At 39.6% G+C, this 20,342-nt stretch carries 14 protein-coding genes and 2 pseudogenes; 5 read left to right on the top strand and 11 right to left on the bottom strand.

What is annotated here, in order from left to right:
- Window positions 1–76: 76 nt before the first annotated feature.
- The 4 genes from H5119_RS15275 to H5119_RS15260 all read right to left on the bottom strand — a co-directional run bounded on the left by H5119_RS15275 (window position 77) and on the right by H5119_RS15260 (window position 5,433).
- Window positions 77–400, bottom strand: coding sequence for a Bor/Iss family lipoprotein (locus H5119_RS15275; protein WP_077536314.1), 324 nt, complete (start codon window positions 398–400; stop codon window positions 77–79).
- Entirely contained in the window at window positions 397–708 is a 312-nt protein-coding gene (locus H5119_RS15270) for a Bor family protein (RefSeq protein ID WP_007376455.1), read from the bottom strand. Before H5119_RS15270 ends, H5119_RS15275 begins: the two co-directional genes overlap by 4 nt.
- A 259-nt stretch (window positions 709–967) precedes the next feature.
- Window positions 968–4,543: a M1 family aminopeptidase gene (locus tag H5119_RS15265; RefSeq protein WP_182702865.1), complete on the bottom strand. Its 3,576-nt coding sequence runs from the start codon at window positions 4,541–4,543 to the stop codon at window positions 968–970.
- An 11-nt stretch (window positions 4,544–4,554) separates the two neighbouring features.
- The gene (locus H5119_RS15260; RefSeq protein ID WP_182702864.1) at window positions 4,555–5,433 is read right to left on the bottom strand and encodes an ABC transporter ATP-binding protein; all 879 of its coding nucleotides are present in this window, start codon (window positions 5,431–5,433) and stop codon (window positions 4,555–4,557) included.
- 177 nt (window positions 5,434–5,610) lie between these two features.
- Here H5119_RS15260 and H5119_RS15255 point away from each other — a divergent pair, with 177 nt between their 5' ends.
- Complete coding sequence (locus tag H5119_RS15255) at window positions 5,611–6,288, top strand: nitroreductase family protein (protein ID WP_182702863.1); 678 nt, start codon at window positions 5,611–5,613, stop codon at window positions 6,286–6,288.
- A gap of 191 nt (window positions 6,289–6,479) precedes the next feature.
- Here the strand turns inward: H5119_RS15255 and H5119_RS15250 are convergent, their stop codons facing one another.
- The 3 genes from H5119_RS15250 to H5119_RS15240 are packed head-to-tail and all read right to left on the bottom strand — an operon-like array spanning window position 6,480 to window position 11,120.
- Window positions 6,480–7,550: an efflux RND transporter periplasmic adaptor subunit gene (locus H5119_RS15250; protein ID WP_138584529.1), complete on the bottom strand. Its 1,071-nt coding sequence runs from the start codon at window positions 7,548–7,550 to the stop codon at window positions 6,480–6,482.
- Window positions 7,540–10,812 carry an efflux RND transporter permease subunit gene (locus tag H5119_RS15245; protein ID WP_182702862.1) on the bottom strand — a complete coding sequence of 1,091 codons (3,273 nt, stop codon included), beginning with the start codon at window positions 10,810–10,812 and terminating at the stop codon, window positions 7,540–7,542. Before H5119_RS15245 ends, H5119_RS15250 begins: the two co-directional genes overlap by 11 nt.
- Window positions 10,813–10,817: 5 nt before the next feature.
- The gene (locus H5119_RS15240; RefSeq protein WP_077536321.1) at window positions 10,818–11,120 is read right to left on the bottom strand and encodes a metalloregulator ArsR/SmtB family transcription factor; all 303 of its coding nucleotides are present in this window, start codon (window positions 11,118–11,120) and stop codon (window positions 10,818–10,820) included.
- Between the two features lie 124 nt (window positions 11,121–11,244).
- On the opposite strand from H5119_RS15240, the gene H5119_RS15235 reads away from it, so the two are divergent.
- From H5119_RS15235 to H5119_RS15225, 3 genes are all read left to right on the top strand, one after another.
- Window positions 11,245–11,433 (top strand): DUF2892 domain-containing protein, encoded by a 189-nt coding sequence (locus tag H5119_RS15235; RefSeq protein ID WP_077536323.1) that lies wholly within the window; start codon window positions 11,245–11,247, stop codon window positions 11,431–11,433.
- A 5-nt stretch (window positions 11,434–11,438) separates the two neighbouring features.
- On the top strand, window positions 11,439–11,783 hold the full coding sequence (locus H5119_RS15230; RefSeq protein ID WP_077536325.1) for a rhodanese-like domain-containing protein: 345 nt from the start codon (window positions 11,439–11,441) through the stop codon (window positions 11,781–11,783).
- 63 nt (window positions 11,784–11,846) lie between these two features.
- On the top strand, window positions 11,847–13,631 hold the full coding sequence (locus tag H5119_RS15225) for an alkaline phosphatase (protein WP_182702861.1): 1,785 nt from the start codon (window positions 11,847–11,849) through the stop codon (window positions 13,629–13,631).
- 80 nt (window positions 13,632–13,711) lie between these two features.
- On the opposite strand, the gene H5119_RS15220 is transcribed toward H5119_RS15225, so the two are convergent.
- On the bottom strand, window positions 13,712–14,251 hold the full coding sequence (locus H5119_RS15220) for a PH domain-containing protein (protein ID WP_138584530.1): 540 nt from the start codon (window positions 14,249–14,251) through the stop codon (window positions 13,712–13,714).
- 276 nt (window positions 14,252–14,527) lie between these two features.
- Between H5119_RS15220 and H5119_RS15215 the strand changes: the two genes are divergently transcribed.
- Window positions 14,528–15,259 (top strand): MipA/OmpV family protein, encoded by a 732-nt coding sequence (locus H5119_RS15215; protein ID WP_310737450.1) that lies wholly within the window; start codon window positions 14,528–14,530, stop codon window positions 15,257–15,259.
- Between the two features lie 67 nt (window positions 15,260–15,326).
- Here the strand turns inward: H5119_RS15215 and H5119_RS15210 are convergent, their stop codons facing one another.
- The 3 genes and pseudogenes from H5119_RS15210 to H5119_RS20705 form a co-directional block, all read right to left on the bottom strand.
- Entirely contained in the window at window positions 15,327–19,631 is a 4,305-nt protein-coding gene (locus tag H5119_RS15210) for an alpha-1,6-glucosidase domain-containing protein (RefSeq protein ID WP_182702860.1), read from the bottom strand.
- A 24-nt stretch (window positions 19,632–19,655) separates the two neighbouring features.
- Window positions 19,656–19,844, bottom strand: a pseudogene (locus H5119_RS15205) (hypothetical protein); the annotation flags it as partial.
- Between the two features lie 298 nt (window positions 19,845–20,142).
- Window positions 20,143–20,226, bottom strand: a pseudogene (locus H5119_RS20705) (LysE family translocator); the annotation flags it as partial.
- Window positions 20,227–20,342 lie beyond the last annotated feature (116 nt).

The following is a 20,342-nucleotide window of genomic DNA, read 5'->3' as shown; positions in this document are numbered from 1 at the left end:
TCTCTGGCTAGAGAAAAATAAATTTAAATATCATTATGATTCAATATATTAGTAAATATCTTAACCAGAGTTCAGGTTATTTAAATGGCACTTTAGTACAGCTCACTTCAACTGTTTTAGGATACCAAGCAGGACCCACTTGATTAACAGCTAATTCAGCTAAACCATTGGTAAAGGATTTATACGTATGAACACTTTGCCATTCACCTTGTGGGCAATGAGTACTTAAATCTAACGGCTTAGATCCTTCATATAATGCAAGAGCAAAGTTATGATGCCATTGTGAACTCTCTTGAGTTTTATTGCTCACGTTATCTTGTACACCATTATCAAAGTAAATGTTCGTACATCCCGTTAATATAATTAACGTACAACTTGTTATAAGTAACTTAATACTCATAATGCCTCTCCCACTATTTCATCTTGACACCATACTTTAATAGTGTGAGGTGCATATATACCGAGTGTAATTAAACTAAGTGCTCCGTCACTAAAAGTCTGTTGCGACTGCATTTGCGTCACTGATTTATCTACACATACTTTTTTCACATCAACGCGTTCTTCTCCAACCAACCCCCATAAAAAGAACGGTCGGCTATCTTCATAACTCGCTTTGCTTGTTATTTTGGCTGCTTGCTGTGGCTGGATCGTCACCGCCGAGCAAGCAGTTAGACTTAGTACTAAAACGCTTATCATTAGCTGCTTCATGCTTATACCTTGTTGTTTACTCTTAATGGCAACAGTGTACAAAATAACTAGAGTTAAGTTCGTAAGAAGGTGTGGGGAAAATGTAGCGGTTTATACAAAAATTTATACAATTTTCTACAAAGTTTAGGATGAGGGCTGCTTACTAAATGAGTTTAGATATAGTAAAAATAACTTTACTGTTAGCTATCAATAACCTCTTTAATAGCTATAAAATGCCAGTCAGTAAAACGACTGGCATTTTTTATGCTGCACTTAAAAACTAAAGTGCTTTAATATTATCGCCACTTTTCTTGTCTATTAACTTAATAAAAGGGTCAACACCAGCAAATTTAGGTAACTCTGTTACCTTTAATGTAATAGTATTTTCACCTGTTTTTATCTCGTGTTTTTGCATGTAGATCACCGTATTTTCACTATGTATCTCATTCGGATCTGCACTAAATAAAGCAATATCTATCATTTGCGCTAGCGGTACATCTTCTTCATTTCCTTCACCATCTGCATGTTTTTTTGCTGCAGAAATTGTTAGCGTAATAATATGTTCGCCATCAACAGATTCAGCCTCTTGCACATTAATATCACTGAGTTTTAGCTCATATAATGTAATGGCATTAAACTGATCTTCAATAAATATTTGCTCTTGCTCACTCGCCTCTCGTTTTAAATAAGCAATAAAGTCTAACGTGGTTGGATAACGTTCTTGCGCATATTGGTAATCTTGTAAAAACGCTCGTAAAACTGTATTTAAACGTTGTTCACCCAGTAAATCATGGATGGCCATCATAACTACAGACCCTTTGTTATAGTGGATGTATTGCTGCCCTACTGTACGTGCAAGAGTACGCTCATCATAAGACTCAGTTGTGCGCCCAAACAAGTAGCGATCAAGTTCATACTTTAAAAACTTACGCAGGTTATTTTCACCATACTTTTCTTTCATCACCATAATTGCTGAATATTGCGATAACATTTCAGACAAAATATTAGAGCCTTCGACGTTTGCGCCAATCACTTGGTGCGCCCACCATTGGTGTGCTAACTCATGCGAGGTAACATAGTAAGGAAAGTTAATGTTATCAGAGTCACGCGTATCGGTAATGAAGCCCATATTTTCAGAGAACGGTACTGTATTAGCAAAACTCTGCGCAAAGCTACGATAACGAGGGAACTCAATAATACGCATTTGCTTATGCTGATAAGGACCAAACTCTTTAGAGAAGTAATCTAAAGAATCTTTAGTCGATTGAATCATTGCATCTACATTCCAAGCATGATCTTTGTGATGGTAAACCTCAATATTTACGCCATTATGCTGCTCTTTTTTCACCTCAAGCTCCATTGAGAGTAAAGTGTAAAAGTGCAACATAGGTGCATCCATTTCGTATACAAATGTGGTTCGGCCATTTTTAGTACTTTGTGATTGCAAGTAACCTGGAACCATCGCAATTTGCGACTCATCGGTGGTAATAGTGGCAGCAAAACTGACATAATTATCCGCAAACAAAGGTTGGTTATGATATTGCGTTTCTTCAATTTTATTACCGCGTTTTAACTCTGGTAAACCTCTTTGACGACGCTCATTTTTATCTTGTATTTGCTTACCAAAGGAATAACCAAAACTAGGGAACAGTGCCGTGTTGTCAATAAAAGTACCGTTATACACAAGTCGCTCATCGCTTCCTCTATCTTCAAACCCTTCGGTATAACGCTCTACGCTCATTGTAATTTCACGGCTTTCGTTTGGTTGCATGGGTTTAGTAAAATCTAACCAAGCATGACGATACTGCTCGTTTAACTCCCCAAGTTGCGCGCCATCCACCTCAACACTCCATTTATGAGTATTATCAGGCTTATTTACTAATATTCGTGTAATCGGTTGTTGCGATTTATTCTCTATCTGCATTACCACAGTAGCTGTAATACGACGTTCTTTAGGGTAGATATCAGCAGTAACAACAACATCTGTTGGAATAGGTAAAGCCGCATCTACAAACTGACCAAACTCACGCTCATACTGCTCTTGTAAGTCTTCATACTGTTCACTGGTTATAAATTGATTGAGAACCGTTGTGTTGTAGTAAATAAAACTTCCTACACCACCAAAAATAAGGGTACCACATACAATAACCGCTTTACCTGAATTGCCTAGCTGATAGCCTAACAACTGAACGCGTGCTTTTAAATTTTGCCCAGCACCACGAGGCCAAAGCGCATAGCTAAGTGCAGCAATAATCATACTAAAACCTAACCAGTATAAATTATACCAATGCACCGCAGTTAAAAAGTGGCCATAACCATTAATATCTGAATAAGGCGCCTCTGGCGTGCCACCTATTACAAACATATTATGCTCAAAACCATAGTTACTCATCACCAAAGTAGCGATAAAGTACAGTACATATAATCCCATACCTACGTATTTATTTGGGCTAATTACTTGTAGTAAAAAGGCAAAACCACCTTGGAAGATCAGCCCGAGTACAAATAAATAACCGAGTCTAATTACATATTGTGCAATATCAAAGTTCGCCATGCCCATCATCATTTGATAAAACAATGTCACCACGGAGCCAAATGCGCATAACAATAATAAAACAGCACTCAGCGCTACATATTTAGAGCCCCAGAACACCCAATTCGCAACAGGGTACGCATCGATAATGTCGGCCATTCTGGATTCACGATCATGCCATACAAGTTCACCACAATAGTAAACAAGTACTATCATCATCAATATGCCAAAGCTACCTTGAATAAGCTCAACCATTCTAAATGTGACTGGCCAAACATCAGTTCCGTATGGACCCATTGAGCCTACCAACGCTGGAATTAATGTCGCTAAAGATAAAATAAGTAAAATACCAAACGAATAGCTTTTTATAACTTGTTTGACTTCAAAAAAAGTACGCGTTAAAAATTGCGACCACGCATTATTTCCCGTCGCTTTTGCCGTTATATTAAACCTAAGTGCAGCTGCAAAATTAGTATTATTATTTTTACTCGCCTTGCCTTTCACTTTTTGCTTTTGAGCCAAATGATGAGATGTATTGAGTGCTGCAATTGCCAATGCTAGTAAGGCAACACCGACCCAAATTAACCTATTATGTAATAACTGATCAGTTAACGTAATTTCCATTACATTACGCTCTGCTATTGTCCAGTATTCCATCTGCATTCTCATTGCCGACATACCAAACATATCTAGGTAAGCTGAGATTTCACGATATTGGATATCAGAGAAAATATTAGATCCAACCAAATAGCTAATAAGTAGGGCAACAGCAACTAGATAGAGCGTTACCATGCTACGAAAGCGCATTGCCACAGCATTAATGAGCGATGAGACAACAAACAAAGAAGGAGCTGCAATATAAAAGAAAGGCACTAAATAATAACTTAGTTGGTTTTCACCTATCATTTCACTGTCTAACCAACCCATTAAGCTACCAAAACCACTGCCAACCCACACACCCAACATAGTGCTTGAAAACACTAATAGCGTGACTAAATAAGCCCCGATGAATCTCCCAGCTTTATACTGAACTATATTCAGTGGCTTGCTCAAAACTAATTCGTTGAGTTTACTCACGTCATCACGAATAGCTGAGCTTCCAACAAAGTTGACCACTAAAAAAATAGCAAACACCGACATAATCGCAATAACTTGCAAAATTGCGTAAGGAGAATTTATATTTACATTGCTGCTTCCCCCTATTTGCACCGAGTCAGAAACCGATGCCATAAAAGTAAGAAAAAACAAGATAAGTGACGTGATATAGAAAGAGGGCTGACGCATAAAATAGCGCAGCTCAAATTGCATCATTTTAAACAACATAATCAGTATCCTTATGCTGCTTTATTGCGGTGTTGGTGCAATGTTGAAAAATAGACGTCTTCTAAATCAGCAGGCTTAGACTCAAACCCTTCTGGCGCATCGTCAGCAAACACACTGAGTAATGTTTGTCCTGCAAACAAACGCTTCGCTATTACCGGTAATGATTGTTCGAGTTCCAAAGCCTCGGCTTGACTCATTGCTTTGTGCCAAATTTTTCCCTGTAACGTATTCGTAAGCTCAATTGGGTTACCTTCAAGTAAAATTTGGCCACTTGCTAACACGGCCATATTTGGGCAAAGCTCAGACACATCTTCAACTATATGCGTTGATAAAATCACCACTTTACTTTCACCTAAACCCACTAACAAATTATGAAAACGATTTCGCTCTTCAGGATCTAGACCTGCTGTTGGCTCATCTACAATGAGTAAATCAGGGTCGCCTAATAAAGCTTGTGCAATACCAAAACGTTGGCGCATACCGCCCGAGAAACCACTTACCGCATTTTTTCGATGATCATATAAATTGGTTTGCGCTAACAACCCTTCAACGGCCTCTTTACGTTCAGCCTTATTACTTAAACCTTTTAAAATAGCCATATGATCAAGTAAATCATAAGCACTAACACGCTGATAAACACCAAAATCTTGCGGTAAATAACCTAAACGCTCACGCAAGCTTTTAGGGTGTGTTAACACATCAATACCATCAAATACAACGCTGCCACTATCGGCTGATTGCAGTGTAGCGATCGTTCGCATTAATGAAGATTTACCCGCACCATTAGGACCCAGTAAACCAAACATCCCTTTAGGGATATTTAAATTGACACCTTGTAATGCATGTACGCCGTTATCGTAGGTTTTTGATAACCCTTTTATTGATAGCATTTTTACTTCCTTTGATTTTAATAATTATTTTTTCTAGTGTGTTATATCACAGGAAAAATAGGAACATTAGTTACTTATCAGTAAAGTTTGTAACAAAAGATAAACACTAATAAGACTTGCATGAGCTATATTCACTCGGTATAAAAACTACACACTATTTATAAGAAGCGAAAAGCCATGCAAAAACATCAAAGCCAACCACTAAACGACTTTATAGAATACCCTCACGATGAAATGCTAAAACGTGCTAACGAGTTTTTACAAACCAGCCAACGCCGCCATAGTATTCGTAGTTTTAGCGATCGCCCTGTCCCTAAAGATATTATTGAAACCTGCATTAAAGCTGCGGGCACGGCACCAAGTGGTGCAAATCATCAACCATGGCATTTTGTGGCTATAAACAGCAGCGATATTAAAAAACAAATAAGAGCAGCGGCCGAAAAACTAGAGCGCTCTTTTTATGAAGGACGAGCAGGTGAAGAATGGTTAGAGGCATTAAAGCCACTGGGAACCGATGCCAATAAACCTTATTTAGAATATGCGCCTTGGCTTATTGCGGTATTTAGTCAAAAAAAGGGCGGCGTAAGCAGTGATGATAAAAATACTAATTACTACGTGCATGAATCAGTTGGCCTTGCTACAGGCTTTTTAATTCAAGCACTGCACAGAGCTGGCCTTGCTACATTAACTCATACGCCAAAGCCAATGAGCTTTTTAACCGATATTTGTGGCCGAGATAAAGATAACGAACGCCCGTATATGCTGCTTATTGCAGGTTACCCAAGTGAGGATGCAACCATACCTGCTCACGCGCTCGATAAAAAATCTATCGATGAGATAGCAACCTTTATTTAACCTGAGCTCTGGTTAAGAGGTTTACTAACGTATTGAATCATGCTGATATTTAAATTTATTTTCTCTAGCCAGAGATTTCCAGTAAAAATAAGGCGGATTTACACGTTAATAGCTGGCCTATTGCAAGTAAATTCAACGCAGTTAGCGCTGAAAATAGCTGCTCCAGATAGATTTATTATCCAGAGTTCAGGTTATTTAGTCTGGCTAACGTTATAATCAATAGCAATTATGTCGCCAGGGTTTAACCCTGCGACAACATGCTGCTGTGCATTCACAACCTCGCCTAAACGAACAAATCGCCTTTGTATTTGTCCATCCTCAATAATATATACCATATTAAGTTCACCAACGTTATGTACCGCACTTATTGGTACTAATACACCTTGTGCTTTATTTAGAGGCAATATGAGCTGCGCATATAAGCCTGGCATCAAGCCTAGTTGCGAATCAAAGTCGAGTTTAATTAATAAACTACGTGCGGCTTTATCTGCTACAGGTACTATTTCACTCACCGTTGCATCGCTTTGTGTATTTAATGAAGGGAATATAACCTTTAAACGCTCACCAATTTTTAGTTTTACTGCCTGGCGCTCCCGTATATTAAACTCTACTTGTAACTGCTTTGGGTTATAAAGTGCCAATAAAGTATTACCAGGTATTACGGTGTCACCTGGCTCAACTAAACGCTCAACAACGACACCTGAAATGGGCGCAGTAATAGAGGTAAAACTAAGAGCTATTTTTGCTTGAGCTTGCTGCTGCTCAGCCACCGCAAAACTTGCCGTTAAATTATCAAACTTGGCTTGTGCGTCGTCCAACTCACTTACTGACACTAAATGCTTATTACTTAGCTCTTTTATACGTATTAGCTGTTTATTGGCTTGATTGAGTGATGCCTTAATTACATTTATTTGTGCAGTACTTTGCGCTACTTGAGCTGTTATATCGTCTTTTTGCAAAGTGATAAGCACATCTCCTTTTATTACTTTATCGCCCGCACGTACGTTTAACGTCTCTATTTGCGCCATGATACGTGATGATATTTGTGTGTTTTGTTTGGCAATAACGCTCCCAGGTACTTTTTCTACTTTTGCTATTGGTTGCAATGAAATAGTGAGTACACTACCACTGTAATTAGCTATATTATTTTGCTTTAAACCTGTACTTTGCTTTTGTGAAAAGCTACCCGCCATATATAACACAGCAATAATTATCACTAGTAAGGCAGCTAATGCGCCTAAAAGTTTTGATTTATCTTGCATGTGTATTTTCCTCTGTGTGTGCAAACACTAAATAATAAACAAGCGGCACTACAAAAAGCGAAAATAATGTAGAAGCCACAATGCCAAAAATAATCGCTATTGCTAGCCCACTAAAAACAGGGTCGAGTGTAATCACCAAATTACCTAATAATGTAGTACCTGCAGTTAATAAAACTGGCCGCATACGATGTGTACCAGCGGCAATTAATGCATCCTTGATTACCATACCCTGTGCGCGAGCTTGATTTATAAACTCAACTAAAATAAGCGAGTTACGCACTACTATACCCGCTAATGCAATCATTCCTATCATTGCGGTAGCGGTAAATAGCACCGGCTCTGGTGCCCCTGCAATAGTGCGCTCACCAAATTGATTTAATAGCCAAAACCCAGGCATTATACCTATTACGGTTAAGGGAATAGCCGACATAATAATGAGCGACAAACTTACCGATTGGGTTTGTATTCGTAAAATTATAAAAATAGCACTCAATGCAAAAGCAAAGGCAATCCCCATATCTCTAAATACGTCAATAGTAATACGCCACTCGCCCTCTCCGCTAAACGTCACATGTGTACCTTGCGGTAATTGCCAAGCGGCCGTGCCGCCGTTATTAAAAAAATGTCTATTCAGCCAACTTGTTTGAACAAAATCGTTATTATTTACCTTTAAATCACTATTTATATCGGCAATAACCGCAGCGGGCGTACGACCATTTAGCTCAGCCGTTACATAAATCACATTACGCTGATCTTTTCGGGTTATAGGCTTAGCGACGTTTAAATCAACAAACTCACCTATCTCTGAAAGCGCGACTAATGGACGCGGTGAGCTTATTAAACCAAATTCGCTACTGCTTTTGGCAAGCTCTCTATCACCTCTTATTTGTAGTGCGAGTAATTGAGACAACTGATTGCGTTCATCAAAGGGAAGCTGTAAATGAATTGCCACAGGCTGTGTTTCCCCCTCTAAATACATCGTACCAACGTCCATACCTTGAGCTGCAATTTGCAAAGCTTGAGTTATGTCTTGTGTGGATATTGCCGATAAGGCCGCCTTACCCTTATCAGTAATAAAACGCTGAAGGGGCGACGATTCGGCTAATGATGTATCAACTTCGACAACATGCGGCTCTTGTTTTAAACGCTGAGCCACTTGTTGAGCTGCTAAGTAATGAGTTTGATCATCCACAAAGGGATCGCTATAAACCTCAGCGACTAACGTACTTAAAACGGGCGGCCCTGGCGGCACTTCAACTACTTTTATGTTTATACCTTGTGTAGAAAGAGGTGCGAGTTGTTCACGCAAACGCATTACTACCCCATGAGATTGCTGTTCACGCTCACCTTTATCAAGCAGCAACACTCTTAGCTCAGCTAAGTTACTGGCCTCTCGGCGGTAATAACCTCGTACCATGGCATTAAAATCCATACTGGAAGGCTGACCAACATAAGCTGCAACTTCGCTTACTTCATTAAGTTGCCATGTAAGTGCTTGTACTTTGCGAGTTAATGCTGCGGTTTGTTCTAAATTTGTGCCTTCTGGCATATCTATTAGTATTTGTATCTCGTTTTTATTATCAAATGGCAAGAGCTTAAGAGGTACTAATCGTAAAACGGGTAACATAGCACTAAACACAAATAAACTTAGAGTTATCCAAAGTATCCATTTTGCACGTGCTTTAGAGAGTAATAATGGGGTAAGTATGCGCTCATACATACCTATTTTATTTGTTGCTTGAGGCGCGTTGTAACTCGGCTTTAACAGCTTCATAGCAAGCCATGGCGTTACAAAAAAAGCAACTAAGGTAGAAACCATAACGCTTACGGGCACATTAAATGCCATAGGCGCCATGTATGGCCCCATCATGCCGGTAATAAATGCTAGCGGAATAAACGCAACCATTATTGTCAAAGTCGACATTATTAATGCAGTACGGATCTCACTCATTGCACTTACAACTTGCTGCTTTTTATCTCCTTTTTTGTTTAAAAAGCGGCTAATATTGTCAATACCAGTAATAGGGTCATCCACCAGTAAGCCAAGCGAGAGTATCAGTGCAAATAACGTAACGCGATTAATGCTGTAGCCAAATGCAAAATCTAGTGTAAGTGTTATCCCGTAGCAAATTGGCACTGCCAACCCAACCACAATTGCAGCTCGCCAACCTAAAAATACACCAACAAATATCACCACCGTAAATACAGCAAACACTAAGCTAGAAGTTAGATTATTTACTTTTTCGTCAGCCGTTTGTCCGTAATCTCGTAGTACGGTGTAATCAATCTCCTTGGGCAATAATGAATTTTTAAGTGCGCTCATTACAGTGTGGACATCATTAGCAAGTGTGACGGCATTAGCGCCACCTTGTTTGGCAACGCTTAATGTAACCATCGGCAAACTTTGCTGTGAATTTGATTGCGCTAACCATTGATAGCTATGAGGCTCTGCGGGTCCATCTATTACTGTTGCCACATCAGTAATGTATACGCTCTTTGCGTTCACAACATTAACTATGAGTTGCTCAATAGCTGATTTATTTCTAAGCACATCGCCCGCTTGAAGTATTATTTGCTGCTGCGAATTAACGATACTTCCAACTCGAACAAGCTGATTAGATACACTCAGAGCATAATATACATCGCTCAATGTTGTTTGATGAGCGGCCAATGCACTGGCATTCAGGTTAATAGTTAAAACGCGCTCCCGCCCTGCAATTACCTTTACTTCACTGGTGTGTTCGATGCGCTGTAGATTATTGGCAATCTCATTCGCAAAACGAGTTAATTCATAATCGCTATAAAGCTTTGGATCTTTACTGTACAGCCCCAACATAACAATAGGAACATCGTTTACCTCAATTGGCCGTACTTGCCAATGACTAATAACCGACGCCATCGTGTGCTCGTAACTGTAAAGCTTTGCATAAGTATCAAGTATAGCTTGTTCACGATTGTGGCCCACTTCAAAGCGCAGTGTCACTACTGCACCATCAGTTTGTGTCGTTGAGTAAATATGTTTTACGCCACGTAATTGGGCTAATAACTTTTCAAGTGGTTGCGTGACTAGCTGAGCAACTTCTGGAGCCTCTATATTTGGAGTCGATACGTAGATATCGAGCATAGGCACTACAATTTGCGGTTCTTCTTCTCGCGGAGTTTGTTTTAGCGCAAATAGACCAAGCAAGATAGATAACACAAAAATAATGATAGGAATACGGCCATTAAGGCTACTTTTTACTGCGTTATCAATCGAACTCATAAACATTAACCTTTACAGAATAAACTGTATAGCGTGCTCAGTAATTGCACGGCATTATCATCAATAACACGGTAGTAAATAGTTTGGCTTTCACGACGTGTAGCCACAACATTCGCTTTTCGCAGTGCAGCTAAATGCTGAGAAAGTGCAGATTGTGCCAACGGAACCGCTTCGTTTAGTTGCGAAACACTCATTTCTGTATCTTGGAGTGAACATAAAATCATTAAACGATTTTTATTAGCCAAAATCTTTAATAGCTGTTCAGCTTCGGCTACATTGCCTGCCATTGCGGTAAAATCTATATTCATAGCGCGCTCTTATTATAAAAAGTAAGTGAAGTATAAATAGATACATTATAAATGTCTAATATTAGAATTTACTAATATAGGAAGATCGAATATAGTAAATAAAATATTAAAAATAGAAACTAAAATGAAGCTAAATAATTTACTGCGTTTAACTGCAGGCATCATGATTATTGTATCTGTATTGCTACAAACCTTTGTTGATCCTCGTTGGATATGGTTTACTATTTTTATTGCACTGAATTTAGTGCAGTCCGCTTTTAGCGGTTGGTGTCCAGCTATCGCACTACTACGCAAACTTAATGTTAAGGAATAAAATTCATGCTTACTTCAATCCCTGATTTACTAAAAACTATCACACCTAACCAACGCCGTATTGACGCAGAGCAAGCAAAACAAGAGCTTGAACAAAATAAAGGTTTACTTATTGATGTACGAGAGCCCGCTGAGCATGCAATAAAAGCGGCTGTTGGAGCAATAAACATCCCACGTGGATTGCTTGAAATGAAATTAATGGAAATAGAAAAAGACGCGACACGTCCAATCTACTTGCATTGCGCTAGCGCTGCACGAGCAACATTAGCTGCAGAAGCACTTACCCGCATTGGTTACAAAGATGTCACTGTTATTACATGTGAAATAAAAAAGATACTTAACACCCTATAATGTTACACAAACGTAACAAAAATAAGGTAGACTCATTAGTTTTACATTAAACAGGTACAACTAATGTCGTTTACACGAAGAACTTTTTTAAAGGCGTCAGCAGCCGGTTTTGGCGCTGCTGTTTTATCTTTTGGACTTACTGGCTGCGCATTTGATGACAATGGCGATGTTCATATTCCTGTGAGCTTCGATCATGGTGTAGCGAGTGGAGATCCACTCAATGATAGTTTAATCATTTGGACTAGAGTAACACCAAAAGATACAACAACTAATAGCCTAAAAGTTCAATGGCAAGTAGCGCTTGATCCGCAATTCACTACCATTAGTCATGATGGTGAAGCGCAAATCAGTAATGCCACAGATTTTACACTTAAAGTAGATTTGCAAGGGTTGCGCCCTAACACTGCATACTATTATCGCTTTAATGCACATGGTAAAACGTCACCAGTCGGGCAAGGTAAAACCTTACCTATAGGTGATATAGATAAAGTGAAACTAGCTGTTGTTTCGTGTGCTAATTATCCTGCTGGTTACTTTCATGTGTATGGCGAAATAGCGAAACAACCTGATTTGGATGCAGTAATACATTTAGGTGATTACATTTATGAATATGGTAACGATGGATATGCCACTGAAGATGCTGCAAAACTTGGCCGACTGCTTCCAGAAGATAACCAAGGGGAAATAATCACCCTTAGCGATTATCGTAAACGCTATGCAAATTATCGACTTGACGGCAATTTACAGGCTGCGCATAGTCACTGCGCGTTTATCACAGTATGGGACGATCACGAAGTTGCAAATGATACTTGGCGCGACGGAGCTCAAAATCATAACAGTGATGAAGGCGACTTTAGCGAACGTAAATTACAAGCACTGCAAGCTTATTTCGAATGGATGCCTATTCGTAATGTAGCCGACAAAGAGCGTATTTATAGACGTTTTGAGTTTGGTAATTTAGTTTCTCTATACATGTTAGATACGCGCATGCTAGCCCGCGATAAACCACTAGATTATGCTGACTTTGAGTTAAGCACTGCAACAGGACAAGGTGAGTTCGTTAATGCGCTTGGTGCAGACGATCGTGCTTTACTTGGCAGTGAGCAGCTAACTTGGCTAACCGATGGCATTAAAACTTCAGATAATCGCTGGCAAGTACTTGGTCAACAAGTGCTTATGACTAAAATGCATTTACCTATTGAGGTTATGCTGCTCTTATCAAGCTTACAAACTACACAAGCCAGCGGTGGTGATCCACGTGCAATGCTTGCTCAAGCAAATATACTCTTTGCTGAGTTAGCGCAAATAAAAATCCGAGTACTTAAAGGTGATCCAACCGTTACTCCAGCTGAGCTTGCTCGTGTAGAAACAACTGTACCATACAATTTAGACGCTTGGGATGGTTATGCTTATGAGCGAGAAGTGCTACTAGGTACAGCGGTTGCTGCACAAAAAAATCTCGTTGTCTTAGCGGGCGATACCCATAATGCTTGGGCTGGACAGCTAAAAACAGATACAAATAACCCTATTGCGGCATCAAAAAACGCAGGTGTTGAATTTGCAACAGCGTCAGTATCTTCACCTGGCCTAGAAGAGTACTTAGCGCTGACAACTCAAGATGCGCAAACAGTTGCACAAATTGAGCAAGTTATTGCACTGTTAGTGAACGATCTCGCTTACAACAACTTAGTTAATCGTGGTTACCTCACCGTAACATTTACCAAAGAGCAGGCAAACGCTCAGTGGAACTACGTAAGCACAATTAAAGCGGCTGATTACCAAATACTTGAAGAGCGTAAAAAAGGGTTCATTATGCTAGCAGGCCAACCTCAGCTACTAACCGTATAATCTGTACTCTGGCTAAAGAGCTTATTAACACGTTGAATCATTATGATGTTTATTTTTTCTCTAGCCAGAGAGTTTCTTAGTTAACGCTGTTTCTCAAGCGCTGCTAAACGTGTATCAATACGTTCAACCACCTCAACTAAGCGCGCCAATAGCGCTTGGTTAAGGTGATCTTCTGCATGTTCATCTGCAATAGGATATTGTTCGTTTAGGTTATCTTTTTGAGTCAATATGGCTTCTCTAAATTCACCCGCATTTACAACTCCCAATAAAGAGACTAAAGCACCGTGGCCTGATTGCCCTGCTGTTTCAAAACTTAACCGATATAACCCAAAAAAGCGCATAAGCGGGCCTTGGCTTAATCCAACATCAGTGATTTTCTCAAGCGGTATCGACTTTTCCTCTTTAAATAATACCCCACGTTTAACTACTAGCTTTTGTGGCAGTAACTCAGCCGACATAGCCGCTAAAATTCGCCCTGCCACCAGCCATACAATAAGTAAAATTAATGGTATTAACGGAATAGTAACCAGTACTAGGCAACTAAATAGCATTGCTGTAACCATCCAGTACTGCTTTACCTTAGAATCGAACGATGCGCTTTTTAAAATAGTTTCTTGCATAATTTTATGATTTTTAATAACGATTGACTCAAAGTACTTCATTGCAAAGTTGAATGCAATTACAGTCAAAATTTGTACAATCCAACACTTTAGTTCAACTGCTTACACATACATAAAATTTAACACACTAACTTACAACTCTGTTTAGCTTTAGTCGCTACACTCAACGCGTTCAATCAATAACGTAAATTTTATAAACTTATTACCAATTTTATTAATACAATTGATATTACATAAATAGTGAAGGTAATCATAAATACTTATGTGAAAAATAGTGTGCAACTGTTGCTTGGTGCATTCGCTTTATCAAGTATAACGGCTCAAGCTCAGGATGAATCTCCGTGGTCGATTGGTGCTGCCGTTATTTCAACAGGATCGCCTTATGCAGGGACTGATAACAAAATACTACTTTTACCCATGATCAACTATGAAGATGAAAAACTAACGTTTAGAGGCTTTGCTCTGGATTACAAGCTAGTTGAAGATGAAGGCTTTACTTGGTCAGCTATACTTGAACCTGGGCAAAATTTTGATTCATCCGACTCTGATATCACTGCAATTAAGGCCCTTAACGATCGTGAAATATCTCTTTATGCAGGAACTAAAGTAAGCTACGCCACAAAGTATGGTCATTTTAGTGCCAGTGCATCACACGATGTATTAGGTCACGGCGATGGTGCCATGTTTGATACCAATTATAGCTACCCATTTAAGCTATCAAAACAAATTATGTTAATACCTTCATTTGGTGTTGAACTCAATAGTAGCAAGGTATCAAACTACTACTTCGGCATTGAAAAAGGCGAATCAAACACGTATGCCCCTTACAAACTCGGTTCTACCGTTAATTATAACGCAGGTATGTTGCTAAGTTATCAGCTGGATAAAAGATGGAATATAAGCGCTATGATCAGCTACACAAGATTAGACTCTGATATTAAAAACTCACCAATTATAGATACGGCGAACATTTCAACTGCCATGATGTCGGTTAGCTATCAGTTCTAATTTAACCTGAACTCTGGTTAATTTAAAACATAATAAGCCGATCAATATAGTTGACCGGCTTATAGCGTTATTTTTTATTGATTAATACCTTGATGTTTTTTTTATCAGGGCCAATAACATTAAATGTATAATTTCCCTGCTCAGTAATTCTCAACGTTATATTCGCACCCACCGCTTCCAGTAAAGTCTGTTCACCTATATTTACAATTGGGGATTCACCAATACCGCCGTAATCAACGGTACTCCAATCCTCAGAAGCCACTTTAAACTCATAATTACCCGCTTCGAGGGTTAACGACGTTGTGTAAGTCGCATTGCCTTGGTAATTAAGTGGGTTATCTGTTCCCCATCCATTTAAACTGCCACGGATAAATACTTGCGTATCTGCAAACATTTCTGCATTTAAAATGCTTAATGTAACAGCGCTTAAATCGCTCGCATCCACTATAAATTGGTATTCACCATCATTAGCAATATCTATCATCATATTAGCGCCGCCTATTGCTAGTCGTTTCGCTTTGTCTAAGGTAGTGCTTATATCTGTATCAGCAGAGCCATAATCAACGCGACTCCAATCCTCAGAGGCTATTTTAAATTCATAACTGGCTGCGCTGAGTATTTTAGTAAACGTGTAAATACCTTTACCTTGATATATTAGTTCATCACTGGTGCCCCAATCGTTTAAGCTGCCACGAACGAATACCGGCGTGCTAACAAATGGCTCTTCATTATAAATTTTTAAGGTTGGATTTTCTTTATCATTGGCATTAAATGAAAATACATACGTCGCATCAATGGCAGCTGTAAAGGTCATGTTTGCGCCTGAACGTGTTAAAGGCTCGCTTTGTTTTTCCACAACCTCTTTATCTGCATCTGAAAGCGCGCCAAAATCAACCGTAGCCCAATCTTCAGAGGCAATTTTAAACTCATAACTACCTGCGGCTAACGTGGCTGTAAGTCGATATTCGTCATCCCCAACATATTCAAAGCGATTTGCTGTGCCCCAGTCATTTAAGCTACCGCGAACATACACACTTGTGCTACCAAAAGGGAGCGCATCAGGTGTGCCAACGGTTGCATTTGCACTTAAACCTGCGCCTTGCGTGCTACCTTGCGGTTTTACAAATACAGCCATAGTGTATGCTGGTAGGTTAAAACTGCCGCTGCCATTGCCTTGGGTAAAAGAGGCCGCAGCCATTGCTGGGTCAACACTATTTTTAAGTACAGTGTGTAGCTCAAAGCCACTCGCCGTTGGTATGCTATGAGTAAGAAACTGCCCAGTGGAATTTATAACCACAACAAGCGCATCGTTGTTTGCATCAATATCGGTTAATCCTTCCCCATCATCAATACTCATAACAATTAAGCCATGTTGCTGGTTTTTGCCCACATTATGAAAACCAACACGTTCTATTACATCTTGCTCGGTGGTTAATCTAAATAATGGGCTAGCACTGCGAATAGCTAAAAACTCTTGAAAAACCCCACCAGCATAAGCAATATTTTGCGGTTGTGCAGCAGCTTGAGGATTACCCGAAATAGGCATTATTTCAGACCATTTTTCTTGATTTTTTTCAGCGTTAGGTAAACCAATATTCCAATTATTATTTTGCTTAGTTAAATCAACTGCATTAAACCAATCTCCGGCATTGTAGCTATCACGATCCATTGATTTTGAACGCAGTAAATCAGCGCCCAGTTGCATAAATGGGATACCTTGGCTCACAAGTGGCACTGCGAGCGCTATATTATGGGCGCGTACACGCTGTTCAATACTCATGTTTGCAATATGCTTGTATTGCAGTTGATCCCACAAGGTTTCGTTGTCATGTTTAGAAACGTAGTTAATGCTATCGGCAGGATCAAGTGCATACGCTGTTGGCTGAGTATTCCACGTAAAGCTGTTGCCCTTCGCTGAATTGCCTTTAAAGTCTTTTAGAATATAGTTTTGTAAATTGCCAGCAAGCGATAACCGCAATGTATCTTGCTCAGCTAAATTACCATCGGTTGGGTTATTGCTAAACAGTGCTCCCCCCCGAATAGCTTCGCGGATACGGTCGTTAAAAGTACCCACCTCTGAACCCGCCATATCAGCTTGTTTTGCTTGTATAAATAAACGGTTATTAGCTACTTCACCAAAGTCCCACCCTTCGCCATAAAAATAGTTATCTGCATCGATTGCTTGAACCGCTTCACGCGCTGCTAAAATTGACGATTTAGGCATATGCCCCATCACATCAAAACGAAAACTATCATACCCAAAATCACGGGCTAAAATCACTAATGAATCAGTGACAAACTTATCCATCATGACATGCTCAGTGGCGGTGTTTTCACAACATGTTGATTGCTCAATATCGCCGCTCGTTTCGCTGTATCTGTGGTAATAACCGGGTACTAATTTATCAAATACCGATTTATCCCAAATACCTGATGCTGTTGTATGATTATAAACAACATCCAGCACGACTCTTAAGCCAATTTCTTGTAGCGACTGTACCATAGCGCGCGTTTCAACTACGCGAGCAATACCCTCAGCCGTTGAGGCATAAGACCCTTCAGGGGCAATAAAGTGATGCGGATCGTAACCCCAGTTAAAACCATCTAGATCACGCATAGCACTGGTAAGTGCTTGGGCATCGTCAGAATTTGGTAAGTAACTTTGCAGCAATTTTACAATGGTGCTGTTCTTGTCTTCTGTTTTACAAGCATCGGCTTCATCGTTAATACGCTCACATAACTTACCTAACGTATCGGTTATTTCTACTCGCTCTGCGGCATTTTCTTCAATGGTGCCAATGTCTGTCACTGGTAACAAATGAAAGTGAGTTAAACCTCTATCAGCCAATTGTTTAAGATGCTGCATTGGCACGCTTTCATCCTCTGTAAATGCAAGGTATTTACCGCGATTTGGTGCACTAACACTGGTATCGCGCACACTAAAGTCACGTACATGCCCTTCATAAATAATCGCATCTTCTGGATTGGTAATGGTCGGTACACTGCGTTTATCCCAGCCCTGTGGTTTGGTGGCATCGTCATTTAGGTTAATTAGCTGCGAATACAAACCATTGCTTGATACATTAAGTGAATAGGGGTCTGTACTCCATAAACTTTCAATCGCTTTGGTGGTTGGGTGATATACATCAAACGCAAAACGGTAGTAATGGCGATCGTATTTGCTATCTAAGCTGATAGACCAAATGCCAGTATTACTATCAAATAGCATTGCACTGCTATGCACTTGTGCTTTATCGGCATCAAACACATTAAGCATCATATTATTGGCAGTAGGTGCCCACACTGATACATCAATTGCATTGTTGTTGTAATTAACGCCTAGTTGCGCCTCGTTAGCATCATTTTCATTTTGCGTATAAAGCGCATCTAATGCCTTTGCTGTTTGAACGTAACTTGCTTCAAGAAGCTTGCCATCAGCATCAAAACCCGCCACTAGCAATTGTTGTTTAATTAATTGCTTAGCGGCCTCTGTATCCCAGTTACCTTGATACGCGGTCCAATTACTCAAGTGCGGTACTTTTAGTGCTTGCTCATCGGTTAAATTAGTTTGTATTAACTCAATGCTTTGACCATTTAATCCAGTCTCTTCATCAACCTTTAAATCCGCGCTTGCAGAGCTATATAATTTAATGATTTGACTCAGTTCATTACTCGGTTTGTACAGTACCGTATTTAAATCTATCCAATGTGCAGAAGCCCCTGTAATAGCGACCGGACGCTCACCTAAATTTAGAATAGGAAACTCAAAAACAGACGGCTCACCATGCAAAGTAAAGTTCATACGTTGAAACTTTTCGTCGTCTTGCATTAATGGCATTGTTAAATCAACATCACCAAATGCCTTACCGGTGCTCTCTGTACCTATATGAATAATAAAATTAGCACACTCGCTGTAACCAGCTTTGAGTTTTATAATCCAATATGCACCATAATTCGGATCTATCCCATCATGAACATGACCATCTGCCCAATCGCTCGTATCAAAAGGTGGTGCAAAAGCATCGCATACATCGTCATTCCACGAATGTAATCGGTAACCTTCATAGTCAGCGTCTGTTATGCGGTTATAAAACAAAATTGCCTCATTATCGCCAGGAAAAACTACGGGCTCTGGTAACGCAGGATCAGCACCTAAAATGCAGCTTTCATTTTTTTCATCAGGAACTGTCGGGGCAGCACACTTTATTGGTTCAGGTTCGACACATTGTGTACCAGCTTCATTTGGGACTTGAGGTGCATTACAAGTGAGTAACACTTGCTCAGATTTTGCATCCTTGCTGCCACCACAGCCTATTAAAACCAATAGGTATAACGCAGCTAGCAAGTAGCTATATATTTTAATTATTTTCATTTTTAAACGCTCCAACTTGCTAAATTAATGACTGTAAGTAAAACCAAAATAAAACTGACGACCAAAGTACTCAGTCGTACCCGTTCGTTGCTTTGTGCCAAAGTAGTTTTGGGTCGGTTTGTCTGTCAGGTTATTAACTTGCAAAAGCATTGTTAGGGGATCGGTAAATTTGTATGACGTTTGAAAATCAATAAACGTTTCAGAATTGTCATTTGAGTAAAGCAAAGTGGCGTTATTTAGTGTCATTGTAAGCAAGAGTAATAAACTGAGTTGCTACACTTGGCTGCAATCGCGCTATTTGCAGCAAATAATGCCAGCATTAGCGCACTTAGTTTGAATTTTTCATGTGTGTATCCTTTAGTTATTGTTATGTGGTATATCAGTGCCGTTGAAACACAACCAACAAAGTGTAACTAAAAGGTAATCAAATTGTGATGAATACGTATGCACCACAGAGAACTTTGGCTGTAGCTATTTTGTACAAATAATTCAGCAACAACCAATTATAAAACTACAAACTAATGACCACCCTTATGGCTAGGGCAATAAACACAACACCCAGTATTTTGTCTAACCATGGGTTTTGCTTAGGGGCTGTTGATCTTTGTTTGAATTTTGTGCGTAAGCGGTAATCTCGTATAATTTACTTCGCCAAAAACAAACCTTACGAGATTACCATGCCCCGATTAATGCTCACTGATAAGTTGTGGT

The organism is Pseudoalteromonas sp. SG45-5, from assembly GCF_014164085.1.
In the GTDB taxonomy this organism is placed as follows: Bacteria; Pseudomonadota; Gammaproteobacteria; order Enterobacterales; family Alteromonadaceae; genus Pseudoalteromonas; species Pseudoalteromonas aliena.
This window is presented reverse-complemented; position numbering and strand designations above follow the sequence as displayed.